The organism is Streptosporangium sp. CA-115845 (assembly GCF_050943795.1).
In the GTDB taxonomy this organism is placed as follows: domain Bacteria; phylum Actinomycetota; class Actinomycetes; order Streptosporangiales; family Streptosporangiaceae; genus Streptosporangium.
Genome location: NZ_CP191988.1, coordinates 3,173,020 through 3,187,369 on the forward strand (window position 1 = coordinate 3,173,020; position 14,350 = coordinate 3,187,369).

The 14,350-nt window shown below is 71.2% G+C and carries 15 protein-coding genes; 11 read left to right on the top strand and 4 right to left on the bottom strand.

What is annotated here, in order from left to right; genetic code table 11:
* Positions 1-17: 17 nt before the first annotated feature.
* Both ACQP0P_RS16575 and murA read right to left on the bottom strand, forming a co-directional pair.
* Positions 18-2,294 carry a transglycosylase domain-containing protein gene (locus ACQP0P_RS16575; RefSeq protein WP_433377284.1) on the bottom strand — a complete coding sequence of 759 codons (2,277 nt, stop codon included), beginning with the start codon at positions 2,292-2,294 and terminating at the stop codon, positions 18-20.
* A gap of 70 nt (positions 2,295-2,364) precedes the next feature.
* On the bottom strand, positions 2,365-3,681 hold the full coding sequence (gene murA / locus ACQP0P_RS16580; protein WP_355550895.1) for a UDP-N-acetylglucosamine 1-carboxyvinyltransferase: 1,317 nt from the start codon (positions 3,679-3,681) through the stop codon (positions 2,365-2,367).
* 53 nt (positions 3,682-3,734) lie between these two features.
* Between murA and ACQP0P_RS16585 the strand changes: the two genes are divergently transcribed.
* A complete protein-coding gene (locus ACQP0P_RS16585) occupies positions 3,735-4,340 on the top strand; it encodes a hypothetical protein (RefSeq protein WP_433377287.1) in 606 nt (201 codons plus the stop codon).
* A gap of 15 nt (positions 4,341-4,355) precedes the next feature.
* Here ACQP0P_RS16585 and ACQP0P_RS16590 read toward each other — a convergent pair whose 3' ends face one another.
* Both ACQP0P_RS16590 and ybaK read right to left on the bottom strand, forming a co-directional pair.
* A complete protein-coding gene (locus tag ACQP0P_RS16590; RefSeq protein WP_433377290.1) occupies positions 4,356-5,813 on the bottom strand; it encodes an amidase in 1,458 nt (485 codons plus the stop codon).
* Between the two features lie 71 nt (positions 5,814-5,884).
* Complete coding sequence (gene ybaK / locus ACQP0P_RS16595; RefSeq protein WP_433377293.1) at positions 5,885-6,385, bottom strand: Cys-tRNA(Pro) deacylase; 501 nt, start codon at positions 6,383-6,385, stop codon at positions 5,885-5,887.
* A 99-nt stretch (positions 6,386-6,484) separates the two neighbouring features.
* On the opposite strand from ybaK, the gene hisD reads away from it, so the two are divergent.
* The 10 genes from hisD to ACQP0P_RS16645 all read left to right on the top strand — a co-directional run bounded on the left by hisD (position 6,485) and on the right by ACQP0P_RS16645 (position 14,317).
* Positions 6,485-7,792, top strand: a complete 1,308-nt coding sequence (gene hisD, locus ACQP0P_RS16600) for a histidinol dehydrogenase (protein WP_433377296.1) — start codon at positions 6,485-6,487, stop codon at positions 7,790-7,792.
* A gap of 38 nt (positions 7,793-7,830) precedes the next feature.
* Complete coding sequence (locus ACQP0P_RS16605) at positions 7,831-8,901, top strand: histidinol-phosphate transaminase (protein ID WP_433377299.1); 1,071 nt, start codon at positions 7,831-7,833, stop codon at positions 8,899-8,901.
* Positions 8,898-9,518 (top strand): imidazoleglycerol-phosphate dehydratase HisB, encoded by a 621-nt coding sequence (gene hisB / locus ACQP0P_RS16610; protein WP_433377302.1) that lies wholly within the window; start codon positions 8,898-8,900, stop codon positions 9,516-9,518. The genes ACQP0P_RS16605 and hisB overlap by 4 nt, the downstream gene beginning before the upstream one ends.
* 28 nt (positions 9,519-9,546) lie before the next feature.
* A complete protein-coding gene (locus ACQP0P_RS16615) occupies positions 9,547-9,702 on the top strand; it encodes a hypothetical protein (protein ID WP_433377305.1) in 156 nt (51 codons plus the stop codon).
* The gene (gene hisH, locus ACQP0P_RS16620; RefSeq protein WP_433377308.1) at positions 9,696-10,331 is read left to right on the top strand and encodes an imidazole glycerol phosphate synthase subunit HisH; all 636 of its coding nucleotides are present in this window, start codon (positions 9,696-9,698) and stop codon (positions 10,329-10,331) included. Before ACQP0P_RS16615 ends, hisH begins: the two co-directional genes overlap by 7 nt.
* 19 nt (positions 10,332-10,350) lie before the next feature.
* Positions 10,351-10,692 (top strand): hypothetical protein, encoded by a 342-nt coding sequence (locus ACQP0P_RS16625; RefSeq protein ID WP_433377311.1) that lies wholly within the window; start codon positions 10,351-10,353, stop codon positions 10,690-10,692.
* Between the two features lie 4 nt (positions 10,693-10,696).
* Positions 10,697-11,419: a bifunctional 1-(5-phosphoribosyl)-5-((5-phosphoribosylamino)methylideneamino)imidazole-4-carboxamide isomerase/phosphoribosylanthranilate isomerase PriA gene (gene priA / locus ACQP0P_RS16630; RefSeq protein ID WP_433377313.1), complete on the top strand. Its 723-nt coding sequence runs from the start codon at positions 10,697-10,699 to the stop codon at positions 11,417-11,419.
* Between the two features lie 10 nt (positions 11,420-11,429).
* Positions 11,430-12,200, top strand: coding sequence for an imidazole glycerol phosphate synthase subunit HisF (gene hisF, locus ACQP0P_RS16635; protein ID WP_433377315.1), 771 nt, complete (start codon positions 11,430-11,432; stop codon positions 12,198-12,200).
* A gap of 393 nt (positions 12,201-12,593) precedes the next feature.
* Complete coding sequence (locus tag ACQP0P_RS16640) at positions 12,594-13,127, top strand: SigE family RNA polymerase sigma factor (RefSeq protein WP_433377317.1); 534 nt, start codon at positions 12,594-12,596, stop codon at positions 13,125-13,127.
* A complete protein-coding gene (locus tag ACQP0P_RS16645; protein WP_433377319.1) occupies positions 13,124-14,317 on the top strand; it encodes a hypothetical protein in 1,194 nt (397 codons plus the stop codon). The genes ACQP0P_RS16640 and ACQP0P_RS16645 overlap by 4 nt, the downstream gene beginning before the upstream one ends.
* The last annotated feature ends 33 nt before the right edge of the window (positions 14,318-14,350 follow it).

The following is a 14,350-nucleotide window of genomic DNA, read 5'->3' on the forward strand; positions in this document are numbered from 1 at the left end:
GACGACCTGGGCGGGCTCTACCACGCGTTTCCGGGCGGCAGGCCGCCTCGCTCATCGAAGTCCCCCGGGGCCGCGGCCCGGTGGAAACCGCGGTTCCCGCGGAAACCGCGGTTCCCGTGAAAACCGCGAGGCCCGCGGGGCTCGTCCGCGCGGGCGTCGTCGCCGCGACGCTCGCCGTCACGGCGCTTGGCCTTCTCGGCCTCCTCGGCCTCCTTCAGGCCCGGGGTGAACCCGCCGCCGAAACGGCCCATGTCCGGGCGGTGGAAGGAACGCGGCGAGACGTCCCGCAGGGCGGCGGACATGGACGAGACCCAGATCGGCCCCGGCAGGGAGGCACCCTGGACCGCTCCGTAGTACTCGCCGCCGATCTCGACGTCGCGCAGCGGGTAGCGGTAGGAGCCGCGGATGTCGCCCACGCTGACCGCCGCGGCCAGGTCGGGGGTGTAGCCGGCGAACCAGGCCGACGTGTAGCCGTTGTTGGTGCCGGTCTTGCCCGCCGCCGGGCGGCCGATGCTCTGGCCGGTCATGGTGCCCTTGGTGAACACCCCGGACAGCAGGTGGTTGACCGCGTCGGCCACGTCGCGCTCGATCGCCTGCGCGCAGCTGGGCGGGACGCGGAAGTGCCTGCCGTTCCGCTCGACGATCTCGACGATGGACAGCGGGCGGCAGTAGCGGCCCCGCGCCCCGAACGCGGCGAACGCCGCCGCCACGGTCACCGGGTCCATCTCGTTCACCCCCAGGGTGAAGGTCGGCACCTCCCGCAGCGGCGCGCCGTCGGCGCGGGCGATGCCCATCGCCCTGGCGGTCCTGACGACCGGGCACAGGCCCACCCGCTGCTCCAGCATCATGTAGAAGATGTTCACCGACTTCCAGGTGCCGGTGGACAGGCTCTGCGGGCCGCCCTTGCCCTCGCCGCTCGCGTTGTAGATCTCCGCGCCGGGGTCGTTGACCTTGCGGCCCCGGCAGTCCTTGAAACCGCTGTCGGGCACGAAGCTGCCGGGTGTCATGAAGCCCTGGTCGAACCGCCAGCCCTGGCTGAGCGCGGTCGCCAGGGTGAACACCTTGAACGTCGACCCCGCCTGGAATCCCTGGCCGCCGCCGTGCGCGGTGTCGGCGACCAGGTTGTAGGTGGTGCGGGGGCCGTTGTTCTTGCCGCCGGTGTTGAGGCCGTACCTCTTGCTCGCCGCCATGGCCCGGATCCGCCCGGTGCCAGGCTGGATCATGGCCTCGGCGGCGACCTCGGTGTCCTTGCTGCCGACGCGCGCGGCGATGGCGCGTTCCGCGGCCCGCTGGGCCCTCGGCGCCAGGGTGGTGCGGAGCACCAGGCCGCCCCTGGCCAGGCGGCGCTCCCGCTCCGCGCGGGTGTGGCCGAAGACCGGGTTGGTCAGCAGCTCCCTGTGCACGTACAGGCAGAAGTAGGGATAGACGCTCCCGTCGCAGCCGCCGGGCTGCGGCTGCAGCCGGAGGTTCAGCGGCCGTCTCATGGCGGCCTCCGCCCGGGGCCGGGGGACGTACGACAGCTGGGCCATCCGCTCCAGGACGATGTCCCTGCGCTCTCGCAGTCTCTTCCTGCGCGCCGCGTCCAGCGACGGGTCCGTGACGTACGGGGTGCGGACCGCGCCGGCCAGCGTCGCCGCCTGCGCCAGGGTCAGCCGGGAGGCCGCGACCGAGAAGAACCGCTGGGCGGCGGCCTCCACCCCGAAGGCCCCCGCGCCGAAGTAGGCGATGTTGAGGTAGCGCTCCAGGATCTCGGCCTTGGTGTACTTCTTCTCCATCGCCAGCGCGTACCGCAGCTCGGTGATCTTGCGCTGGATGCTGGGCGCGCGGGCCTGGGCGCGCTCGGTCTCGGTCTCGGAGTTCTCGACCAGGATGTTCTTCACCAGCTGCTGGGTGAGCGAGGAGCCGCCCTGGCGCACCCCGCCCGCCCTGGTGTTGGTCACCAGGGCGCGCAGGGTGCCCTTGATGTCCAGGCCCGCGTGCTCGTAGAAGCGCGAGTCCTCGATCGCCACGATCGCCTCCCGCATGACGGGGGCGACCTGGTCGAGCCGTACGACGGTCCGGTTCTCCGTGTAGAACTGGGCGAACCGCTTGCCGTTCCGGTCCAGGAGCACGGTGCGCTGGGCGAGCGGGCTCTCCCGAGGGCTCGGCGGCAGGTCCGTCAGGGTTCTCGTGACGTTGTTGACGGTGACCCCCACCGTGCCGACCAGCGGCAACGCGGCCAGGGCGGCCAGTAGCCCGCCGAGCACCCCGCAGGCCGCCAGGACGCGCAGGCACGCGCCGGGTCCGCGTCTCACCTCTGGGTGCGATGTCACGCAAGGTAACGTGCAACCGGATGATCACCCATAAACACCCGGTTGCCAATCCTTACCCGTCCTGCACCTTTTCTCGACTGATCTTCAGCCCGAGAGAGGCGAACTGCTCGAACGGCCGGTGGTAGCCCCGCTCGATGTGGTGCACCCCGCGCAGCGTGGAGACGCCCTCCGCGGCGGCCGCGGCCAGCACGGCGGAGAACCCGGCCCGGATGTCGGGCAGCGTCACGTCGGCGCCGCTCAGCCTGGACACGCCGCGCACGACCGCCGAGTGCTTGGCGTTGGTGTCGTGGTAGCGGCAGGCCGGGCCGCCCAGGCAGACGTCGAACACCTCGATCTCGCAGCCCATCTTCTGCAGTGCGGGCACGTAGACCAGGCGGTTCTCGAACACGGTCTCGTGCAGCACCGACATGCCCTGGGCCTGGGTGAACAGCACCATCAGGGGCGTCTGCCAGTCGGTCATGAACCCCGGGTGCGTGTCGGTCTGCACCGCCGCGGCCCGCAGTCCGTGCGGCGCCGACGCCGACAGGTAGTCGTCGGTGATGTCGACCTCGGCGCCCATCCTGGCCAGGGTGGTGATCGCGGTGACCAGCCGGTCCTGCGGGCAGCCGTGCACCCGTACCTGGCCGCCGGTGATCAGACCGGCCGCCAGGTAGGAGAACGCCTCGATGCGGTCGCCGTTGAGCCAGGTGGAGGCGCCGTGCAGGTGCTCCACCCCCTCGATCACGATGCGCCGGTCCGGGCTCAGCTCTATGCGCGCGCCCATGCGCTGCAGGAACAGGGCGAGCTCCACCACCTCGGGCTCCATCGCCGCGCCCTTCAGCACGGTCTTGCCCTCGGCCAGCACCGCGGACATCAGGATCGTCTCGGTGGCGCCGACGCTGGGGTAGGGCAGTTCGAGCCGGGTGCCGCGCAGCCGTTTGGCCTTGGCGTACACGCCGGTGTCGCTCACCTCGACCTCGGCGCCCATCGCGCGCAGCGCCTCGACGTGGAAGTCGACGGGCCGGCGGCCGATCGGGTCGCCGCCGACCAGCGGCACGAACGCCTCGCCCGCCAGGTGCAGCAGCGGGCCCAGCATCAGGATCGGGATCCGGTTGAGGCCGGTGAACGCCGCCGGGACGTGCGGGTTGATCTGCTCCCCGGGAGAGACGGTGATCTCCCCGGAGCTGATCTCCACGTCGATGCCGAGCGCCCTCAGCATCTGCGCGGTGATCCCCACCTCACCCACGTCCGGGGCGTTCTGGATCGTGCTCTCACCGGTGCCCAGCATCGCGGCGACCATGTGCTTGGAGACGCCGTTCTTGGAACCGCGGACCTCGACGTCACCGCGGAGCGGCCCGGAGGGTTCGATCAACCATGCCTCTTCGTTCACCCCGTAAGCGTAACGGGGCCCGGTGGGAGCCCCGGGTGGCGCCAGGCGGGCGGATGGGTAACATCGGGCACATCTGCACAGAGGGTGAGGGGGCCGTGGTGCGCGCCGTGCGTGACTTCGTGATCACCGTGCTGGTACTCGCCCTGGCCGGAGTCGTCGCCGGGATCCTGTGGTCGCTGGCCGCGCCGCGACCCCCGTACGTCGTGACGGGCACGGGGCCGCTGCCGGCCGATCCCTCCACGCAGGCGCTGATCGCCGCCGACGGCTGGTTCGCCGTCATCACGGGCGTGCTCGGGCTGGTCTGCGGGGTCGTCGGCTACGGCGTGTCGCGCGGGGGGCGCCCGCTGCCGGTGGTGGTGGGCCTGGCCGCGGGCGGCCTGCTCGGCGCGCACCTCGCGCTGCTGGTCGGCGAGGCGGCCAACCTCGGCGCGGTGAGCGTCGCCGCCTCGGGGAGCCCTGTGGGGAGCTCCGTGCCGCTGGTCCCGGGGCCGCTGGCACTGACCGCCAGGGGCGTGCTGTATGCGTGGCCGACGTTGGCCGCCGGTGTCTTCTTCGTCCTGGAGGGCGTCGCGGGCTACCGCGACTCGCCACTGCGCCATCCGTTCGGCGGGGACGACCCCTACGGGCCGTTGTCGTCGCATGACATCGACGGCCGGTAGGGACGGCGGTCGCGGTCAGCGGGGCGGCCTGCGCGCGCCGTACCCGGTGGCGCGCTCGAAGGCGTGGGCCAGCCGGAGCACCGCCATGTCGGCGAAGGGGCGCCCGATGATCTGCACGCCCACCGGCAGCCCGTCCGAGGTGAACCCGCACGGCACCGACGCCGCCGGGGCGTGCAGCACGCTGATCCAGTAGGCCGAGCGCATCCACGCCAGGTAGTCGGGCAGCGCCTGCCCGTTGATCTCCGAGACGTACGGGGCGTCCACCGGGAACGGCGGCACCTGGCTGACCGGGGTGATCAGGAAGTCGTAGGTGCCGAAGAAGGCGTCCATCCGCCGGTAGAGCCCGCTGCGCAGCCGCTCGGCGCGGGCCAGGTCGGCCCCGGTCACCTCGCGGCCCCGCTCGACGTTCCAGCGCACGTTCGCCCCCAGGCGCTCCTGTGGCAGGTCGCCGTAGCAGAGCGCGTAGTACCACGCCCGGTAGATCCGGAAGGCGTCCTCGGCGTCCGACAGGTCCAACTCCACCCGCTCCACCCGCGCGCCCAGCTCCGCGAGCGCGGCCGGGGCGTCCGCGGTGACCTTGGCGGTCTCCGCGTCGACGGGCAGCCCGCCCAGGTCCGGGCTCCAGGCCACGCGCAGCCCGGTCGCCTCCAGCTCCAGCGGCCCGGCGAAGACGGTGCCGCTCTCGGCGATCGACAGGGGGGAGGAGGCGTCGAACCCGGCGATCGCGCTCATCAGCAGCGCCAGGTCACCGGCGGTACGGGCCATCGGCCCCGGCACGCCGAGGGTGAACCAGGCCGCGACGGCCGACGGCGCCGGCACCCGCCCGGGGGTGGGCCGCAGCCCCGCCACGTTGCAGAAGGAGGCGGGGTTGCGCAGCGAGCCGCCCATGTCGGAGCCGTCGGCCAGCGCCACCATGCCGGTGGCCAGCGCGGCGGCGGCCCCGCCGCTGCTGCCCCCGGCCGACCTGGTCAGGTCGTAGGGGTTGCGGGTGGCGCCGAAGATCTCGTTCACGGTGTGCGAGCCGGTGCCGAACTCCGGGGTGTTGGTCTTGCCGACCGTGATCGCCCCGGCCTCGCGCATCCGCCGCACGATCGGCGCGTCGGTGTCGGGGACGTGGTCGGCGAAGAGCGGCGAGCCGTACGTGGTGCGGATCCCCGCGGTGTCGGCCAGGTCCTTGTGCGCGACCGGCAGCCCGTGCAGCGGTCCCCGCCAGTGGCCGCGGGCCAGGTCCCGGTCGGCCTCGGCCGCCTCCCGCCTGGCGCGTTCGGCGGTCAGCGTGACGATCGCGTTGACCTCCGGGTTGACCTCCTCGATCCGCCGCAGGTGCGCCTCGAGCAGCTCGGCCGCGCTGACCTGCCTGGTGCGCAGCAGTTCGAGCATCTCGGTAGCGGTCAGGTAGTGCATCTGTCCCCCGATCGGTACGGCCTGTCGCAGACGAGTCTGGCCGAACGCCGTCGCGTGCCGCCTCGGCAACCTTCGACAGGACGGCCCGGGGACCTCCGGCCCACCTTGTGGGATCTGTCTCCCAAAGGGGGGCCGCCGCGTCAGCCGTTCTTGCCGATGGGCGCGGTGACGGCTCCGGTGAGGCGTACCAGCTCCGAGGGGGAGGTCTCGATCTGCAGCCCGCGCCGGCCGGCGGAGAAGTAGATCGTCGGAAAGTCCAGCGCGGAGGCGTCGACCACGGTCGGCAGGCGCTTGCGCTGTCCCAGCGGACTGATGCCGCCGACCACGTAGCCGGTCACCCGTTCCACCTTGGCCGCGTCGGCCATCGCGGCCCGCTTGCTCCTCAGCGCCGCCGCGAACGCCTTGAGATCGAGTTTGCCCGCCACCGGTACCACCGCGACGGCCAGCCCGCCCTCCACCTCGGCCACCAGGGTCTTGAAGATCTGCCCGTACGGCACGCCGAGGGCGTCGGCCGCCTCCTCGCCGTAGGCCTGCGCGTTCGCGTCGTGCTCGTAGGGGTGCAGGGTGAAGTCGGCTCCCGCCTGGGTCAGGGCCACGGTCGCGGGGGTTCCCTGGCCGCCCTTGCTCTTGCTCTTGCTCACGGAGAAAGCGTAGCGGCTGGTTAAAATCTACATAGTAAAGGCGCTGTCCGGATAATGGACGCGACGATACCGGGTGGCGGACCTCCGTAGACTGAACGGGTGATTTCGCGTACCGACCTGCGAGGCCCTCTTCCCGAGGACCTTCGCGACGTGCTGCCCCGCGCCGACCTCGACGTCGAAGCCGCCCTGGAGAAGGTGCGGCCCATCTGCGACGACGTGCATCATCGTGGGGTCGCCGCGGTGCGGGAGCTGACCGCCAGGTTCGACGGCGTCGAGCTGGAGTCCACCCGGGTGTCGGCCGAGGCGATCTCCGAGGCGCTGGAGAGGCTCGACCCGAAGGTCAGGGCGGCCCTGGAGGAGTCGATCCGCCGCGCCCGTCTCGTCCACCGTGACCAGCGGCGCACCGACGTCACCACCCAGGTCGTGCCGGGCGGCACCGTCACCGAGCGCTGGGTGCCCGTCGACCGGGTGGGGCTGTACGTCCCCGGCGGCCGGGCGGTCTACCCCTCCAGCGTGGTCATGAACGTCGTCCCCGCCCAGGAGGCGGGGGTGGCCTCCCTGGCGGTCTCCTCACCCGCGCAGCGCGAATTCGGCGGCCTGCCGCACCCGGCCATCCTGGCGGCGTGCGCGCTGCTCGGCGTGGACGAGGTCTACGCGGTCGGCGGCGCCCAGGCGGTGGCGATGTTCGCCTACGGCACCGAGGAGTGCCCGCCGGTCACCATGGTCACCGGCCCCGGCAACATCTGGGTCGCCGCGGCCAAGCGCCTGCTCAAGGGCCGTATCGGCATCGACTCCGAGGCGGGTCCGACCGAGATCGCGATCCTCGCCGACTCCACGGCCGACCCGGTGCACGTCGCCGCCGACCTGATCAGCCAGGCCGAGCACGACACGATCGCCGCAGCCGTGCTCGTCACCGACTCGGTGGAGCTGGCCGAGGCCGTCGAGCGGGAACTGCCCCGGCAGGTCGCCGCCACCAAGCACGCCGAGCGGATCACCGAGGCGCTCTCCGGGCGTCAGTCCGGCATCCTGCTGGTCGACGACATGGATGCGGGGCTGCGCGTCGTCGACGCCTACGCCGCCGAACACCTGGAGATCCAGGCCACGGAGGCGTCCGCGCTGGCCGCCCGGGTCCGCAACGCCGGGGCGATCTTCGTCGGGGCGTACGCGCCGGTCTCGCTGGGCGACTACATGGCCGGCTCCAACCACGTGCTGCCCACCGGCGGCTGCGCCTGTCACTCGTCGGGGCTGTCGGTGCAGACGTTCCTGCGCGGCGTGCACGTCGTCGACTACAGCCGCGAGGCCCTGGCCGGTGCCGCCGCTCACGTGTGCGTGCTGGCCGACACCGAGGATCTGCCGGCGCACGGTGCGGCGATCAGGGCGCGGTTCGCCTGGGAGGTGCCCTCGTGAGTGCCCTTCCCTTTCCGGTTCGAGGTGGAGATCCCGTCGTGAAGCTCGAAGACCTGCCGATCCGAGACGATCTCCGGGGGCGCACGCCGTACGGTGCCCCCCAGATCGAGGTCCCGGTCAGGCTCAACACCAACGAGAACCCCTACGGGCCCTCGGACTCGCTGGTCGCCGAGCTGGCGGAGGCCGTACGGGGCGTCACCGCCGACCTCAACCGCTACCCCGACCGCGACGCGTTCGACCTGCGCCGGGAGCTGGCCGGATATCTCGGTCACGGCCTCGCAGTGGAGCAGGTCTGGGCCGCCAACGGCTCCAACGAGGTGCTCCAGCAGATCCTGCAGGCCTTCGGCGGCCACGGCCGCGCCGCGATGGGTTTCGAGCCGTCCTACTCGATGCACCCGATCATCACCATCGGGGCCTCGACCGAGTGGATCTCCGGGGCTCGTGAGGACGACTTCGGGATCGACCCGGGCAAGGCGGTCGCCGCGATCGAGGAGCACCGGCCCGACGTCGTCTTCCTGACCTCACCCAACAACCCGACCGGCACCGCTTTGGACCCGGAGGTGATCGCCCGGATCGTCGAGGCGGCGCCGGGCATGGTGGTGGTGGACGAGGCCTACTTCGAGTTCGCCCGTACCGGCACCCCGTCGGCGCTGACCCTGCTGCCGGACAATCCCCGGCTGATCGTCACGCGGACGATGTCCAAGGCGTTCGCCATGGCCGGCACCCGGCTCGGTTACCTGGCCGCCCACCCGGCGGTGGTCGAGGCGTTGCTGCTGGTCCGCCTGCCGTACCACCTGTCCACGCTCACCCAGACGGCGGCGCGTGTCGCGCTCGCCCACCGCGCCGAGCTGCTCGGCGCGGTCGACGAGTTGCGGGCCGAGCGCGACGCCGTCGTGGACTGGTTGCGCGCCCGGGGGCTGAAGGTCGCCGACTCGGACGCCAACTTCGTGCTGTTCGGGCTGTTTCCGGACCGGCGCGCGGTGTGGCAGGGCCTGCTGGACCGCGGGGTGCTGATCCGCGAGGTGGGGCCGCCCGGTTGGCTGAGAGTTTCGATCGGAACGACAGAGGAGATGGCGGCGTTCCGCGCCGCCTTGGAGGAGATCCTGTGAGCATCAGTGCCGGCGGCGAGGCCGCATCGCGTCGCGGTCGCGTCGAGCGCGTCACCAAGGAGACCTCGGTGCTGGTCGAGGTCGACCTCGACGGCACCGGGAACGTCGAGGTGTCCACCGGTGTCGGGTTCTTCGACCACATGCTGAACCAGCTCGGCAAGCACGGGCTGTTCGACCTGGTCGTGAAGACCGAGGGGGACCTGCACATCGACGCCCACCACACGATCGAGGACACCTCGCTCGCGCTGGGTGCCGCGTTCCGTGAGGCTCTGGGCGACAAGTCGGGCCTGCGGAGGTTCGGCAGCGCCTCCTGCCCGCTGGACGAGTCGCTGGCGGAGGTCACGGTCGACCTGTCGGGGCGGCCGTACCTGGTGCACAGCGAGCCCGAGGGCATGGCTCCGATGATCGGCCCGGAGTACGACACGACGATGACCAGGCACATCCTGGAGTCGTTCGTCGCCCAGGCCGCCATCTGCCTGCACGTGCGTGTCCCCTACGGCCGCAACGCCCACCACATCGTGGAGGCGCAGTTCAAGGCCCTGGCCAGGGCGCTGCGGGCGGCATCCGAGCGTGACCCGCGGGCCACCGGGGTGCCGAGCACGAAGGGCGTGCTGTGATTTCTCTCGGCTGGAGGGGGCGGAGACGGTGAGCGACAACTGGTCGGCCATCGCGATGGCGTTCGTCGCGCTCTTCTTCGTGGGCGGGGTCGTCTCATTCCTCAAACAGGGTCTGAAGAAGGGCGCGGTGCTGCTCGCCGCCCTCGCGGCCCTGGCGACCACGGCGGCGGTGCTCTGGTGGTGAAGAAGGTAACCGTTCTCGACTACGGCTCGGGCAACCTCCGTTCGGCGGAGCGCGCGCTGGCCCGGGTCGGCGCGGAGGTCACGGTGACCGCCGACTACGAGGCGGCGATGGAGGCCGACGGGCTCGTCGTCCCCGGCGTGGGGGCGTTCGCCGCGTGCATGGCCGGGCTGCGCGCGGTGCGGGGTGAGCGGATCATCGCGCGGCGCCTGTCGGCCGGGCGGCCGGTGCTGGGCATCTGCGTCGGCATGCAGATCCTCTTCGAGACGGGCGTCGAGCACGGCGTCACGACCGAGGGCTGCGGGGAGTGGCCGGGCACGGTGGAGTCCCTGGAGGCGCCGGTCCTGCCGCACATGGGCTGGAACACGGTCAAGGCGCCCGTCGAGACCGTGCTGTTCGCCGGGCTCGACGCGGATACCCGCTTCTACTTCGTGCACTCGTACGGCGTGCGGACCTGGAAGCTCCAGGCGGGGCCCGGGTTCGCCGACCCGCTGCTCACCTGGGCCGAGCACGGGGTGCCGTTCGTCGCGGCGGTGGAGAACGGCCCGCTGATGGCCACCCAGTTCCATCCGGAGAAGTCGGGTGACGCCGGAGCCCAGTTGCTCACCAACTGGCTCGGGACCGTCGGGTGAGTTTTTTGATGGGCCTTTGATGAGTAAGGAACGGGCCAGGCGCAGAGCCGAGCGGGAGGCCGAGCAGGCGCGCCTGGCCGCGCTGCGCGCGGCGCGGGAGGCGCGGCTGGCGCGGCGGCGCGAGCGCATCGGCAAGGTGACCGCGCTGCTGCCGGGCAGGCCCGTCCGGATCGTCTCCCAGGGCGGCATCATGGCCCGTCGCCGCCGGGCGCAGAACGGCGTCGCGGCGGTGCTGTTTCTGATCGTCCAGGTGATCGTCTGGCTGCTGTGGTCCTCGTGGGCCGCTCGGTTCGGAGTATTTGTTCTGTCTCTACTGTTCGTACCGCTTTTTCTTACCCTTGTCTTCGACCGGAGGTCTTGAACAGATGTCGCTTGAGCTGCTCCCCGCCGTGGACGTCGCCGACGGCCAGGCGGTCCGCCTGGTCCAGGGCGCGGCCGGCACCGAGACGTCGTACGGCGACCCCCTGTCCGCGGCGCTCGCCTGGCAGGAGGCCGGTGCCGAGTGGATCCATCTGGTCGACCTCGACGCGGCCTTCGGCCGGGGCAGTAACCGTGAGCTGCTCGCCACCGTGGTCGGCGCGCTCGACGTCAAGGTGGAGATGTCCGGGGGCATTCGTGACGACGTCTCCCTGGAGCTCGCGCTGGCCACCGGCTGCCGCCGGGTGAACATCGGTACCGCGGCGCTGGAGAACCCCGCCTGGTGCTCCAAGATCATCTCTGAGTACGGTGACCGGGTCGCGATCGGCCTCGACGTCCGGGGGACCACCCTGGCCGCCCGGGGCTGGACCCAGGAGGGCGGTGACCTGTGGGAGGTGCTGGCCCGGCTGGAGAAGGACGGCTGCTCCCGCTACGTCGTCACCGACGTCACCAAGGACGGCACGCTGCGCGGCCCCAACCTGGACCTGCTCCGCGAGGTCTGCTCCCGTACCGACAAGCCGGTGGTCGCCAGTGGCGGGGTCTCCTCCCTGGAGGACCTGCGCGCGCTGGCCTCGCTGGTCCCGATCGGCGTCGAGGGGGCCATCGTGGGCAAGGCGCTGTACGCGCAGGCCTTCACTCTCGAAGACGCCCTCGCCGCCGTCCGTTCGTGAGGAGTTGTCGATGAGTGTCGCGGTACGAGTGATTCCCTGCCTGGACGTGGACGCCGGGCGGGTGGTCAAGGGCGTCAACTTCGAGAACCTGCGCGATGCCGGAGACCCGGTCGAGCTGGCCCGCCGCTATGACGCGGAGGGGGCCGACGAGCTGACCTTCCTCGACATCACGGCCTCCAGCTCCGACCGGTCGACGATGTACGACGTGGTCAGCCGGACGGCCGAGCAGGTGTTCATCCCGCTGACCGTGGGCGGGGGAGTGCGCTCGGTCGAGGATGTCGACAGGCTGCTGCGGGCGGGCGCGGACAAGGTGGGGCTGAACACCGCGGCGATCGCCAGGCCCGAGCTTCTGACCGAGGCTTCGCAGCGGTACGGGGCGCAGTGCATCGTGCTGTCGGTGGACGCCCGCCGGGTCGTCGACGGGCCGCCGACGCCGTCCGGTTTCGAGGTGACCACGCACGGTGGTCGCCGGGGGACCGGGATCGACGCGGTGGAGTGGGCTCGGCGGGGTGCCGAGCTGGGGGCGGGGGAGATCCTGCTCAACTCGATGGACGGTGACGGGACCCGGGACGGCTACGACCTGGAGATGATCCGGGCGGTGCGGGCCGTGGTGTCGGTTCCGGTGATCGCCAGTGGTGGTGCGGGTTCTGTCGCCGATTTCCCTCCGGCGGTGGAGGCGGGGGCGGACGCCGTGCTGGCGGCGTCGGTGTTCCACTTCGGGCAGCTCAAGATCGGTGATGTGAAGGACGCGCTGCGGGAGGCGGGGCATCCGGTTCGCTGACGTCGGTGTTCTGCGGCGGGTTCTGCGGCGGCCGGGCTAGGCGGGAAGACGCGCGGCTGCTCACCGGCCATGGTCGCCACGTTGCCGACATTGGCGTGCCGGCTGACCGTGTGGTGCTCCCATCGGGCGCCGTACCGGCTCCGGCGCGAGTCGGCCGAATGCTCGCCGTCGCCGCGCTGGAGTCCGGCCTGTGCCGGTGCACCGGGTACGGACCCGTCCGGCGCGCGATCGAGAGCGCGGCCAAGGCCCTGGAGCGGTCCTTGGCGCCCCTGCGAAAAGGAGCCCGGACTCCTGGCTCCTGGGGCCACACGTTTGCGCAGGTCATTTAATTCGGGTTCTCCACCCAACCTTCTGGCTCCTCGCCGGCGTTTGTAACAGTCGGGAGGAGACATATTGGATCGCAATGACAGCTTCCGTGAATTCATGGACGCTCACCAGCAGTCGTTGATGCGCACGGCGTACCTGCTTACCGGAGACGCGCATATTGCCGAGGACCTGCTGCAGAGTGTCCTGATCAAGATCATCAGGCGCTGGTCGAAGGTGCTGAGCCTTGACAGGCCGGAGGCGTACGCGCGGAAAGCGCTGGTGAACCAGTACATCTCATGGCTGCGGCGCCGGGCCGGGAGCGAACTTCCGCGGGCCGACCCACCCGAGACGGCTTATTCGAGCGAGGACTCCACGGTCATCCGGATCGTCGTGCGCCAGGCGCTCCTGCGGCTGCCCCCGAAACAGCGCGCGGTGATCGTCCTGCGTTTCTACGAGGACCGCACCGAACGTGAGACCGCCGAGCTGATGGGCTGTTCGGTCGGCACGGTCAAGAGCCAGGCCCATCAGGCACTGAGCCGCTTACGAGCCCTGGCGCCGGAACTGGCCCCCAAATTCTCCGAGCTGGAAGATCAGGCCGATACTCAGGAGGCACACCGATGACCTGGCTGCGGCAGGTGCTCGACGACATCGCCGAAGACTCTCCAAGGGTGGATCTGGCCGAGCGGACGATCAGAATCCACGAACGCAGGCGCCGGACCGTCACCGCACTCGTCGCGGCCGTCACGGTCACCGTCATCGTGCTCGGCGCGACGGCCGGGGTGCGGCTGCTGCCCACGGAAGGGCAGGATTCCTCCGGGACTGGCGGAGTCGCCGATCTGCCGGACCGGGGAGTGGGCCCGCTGAGCCACGCGTACAAGACCTTCTGCAACCCGTCCGAAGGCGCGGCCCCGCCGGACTGCAGGGACGGCGCCTGGCGGGTGGTCACCCGCGCGGGGAGGACCTACCACGTTCCCGACGCGCTGACCGGCTTCAGCAGCCCGCTGGCGATCAGCCAGGACGGGCGCAGGATCGCCTACTACGCCGTCAAGGAGAGCACCTTCAAAGTCCGTGAGCTGGACAGCGGCGACGAACTGGCGGCTCCCGTCAAGATCCCCACAGCGTGGCTCGGCTCCGTCTCCCACCTCCTGATGTCCGACGACGGCCGCTTCCTGGCGTTCACCAAGCGTCCTCCCCTGAAGGACCCGGCCATGCTGATCGACATGCGCGAGCGGATGACCCGGCCGCTGCCGAACGGGGGGAACCCCATCGGCATCTCCAAGGACGGCGACACCGTGATGCTGGCGGAGTATTCGCCCAAGTCCCGTCTGCAGATGATGTCCCACCTGTGGACGACGTCCACGGCCGGAAACCAGGCCGCGGTCACCCTCCCACGGGCCTACAAGTTCGGCGCGCTGGCTCCCGACGGCGAAACGGTCGTCGGACTGGAGAACCGTATGACCAGTAACTCCAAGCCGTGCCTGACGGGTGCCCTCGCACACCTGGACGCGAGGACCGGCAAGGTGCGCCGGAAGGTCACGGTGAGCGGCCTGCCCACCAAGACCCACAACGTCTCCCTGCGCGCCTGGCTGAACCCCAGGGAGATCACCGTCATCGCCATTCCCAACCCGGTGTGCATGGGCAAACGGCTTCCCGCGGCGGATGACGCCCCGGCCACGACGACCGATCCGCCCTATGTGACCGTCACCGCCTACGCGCTGAACGTCGGAACCGGCAAGGCACGGCGAATCGGCGGCTACACGGCGCAGGACTTCTTCGGCCTGGTCCTGCCGGGTCACGAGGGGACGCTCTGACGGCATCCGGGCCGGGCGGTGTTTCGGTTCGGG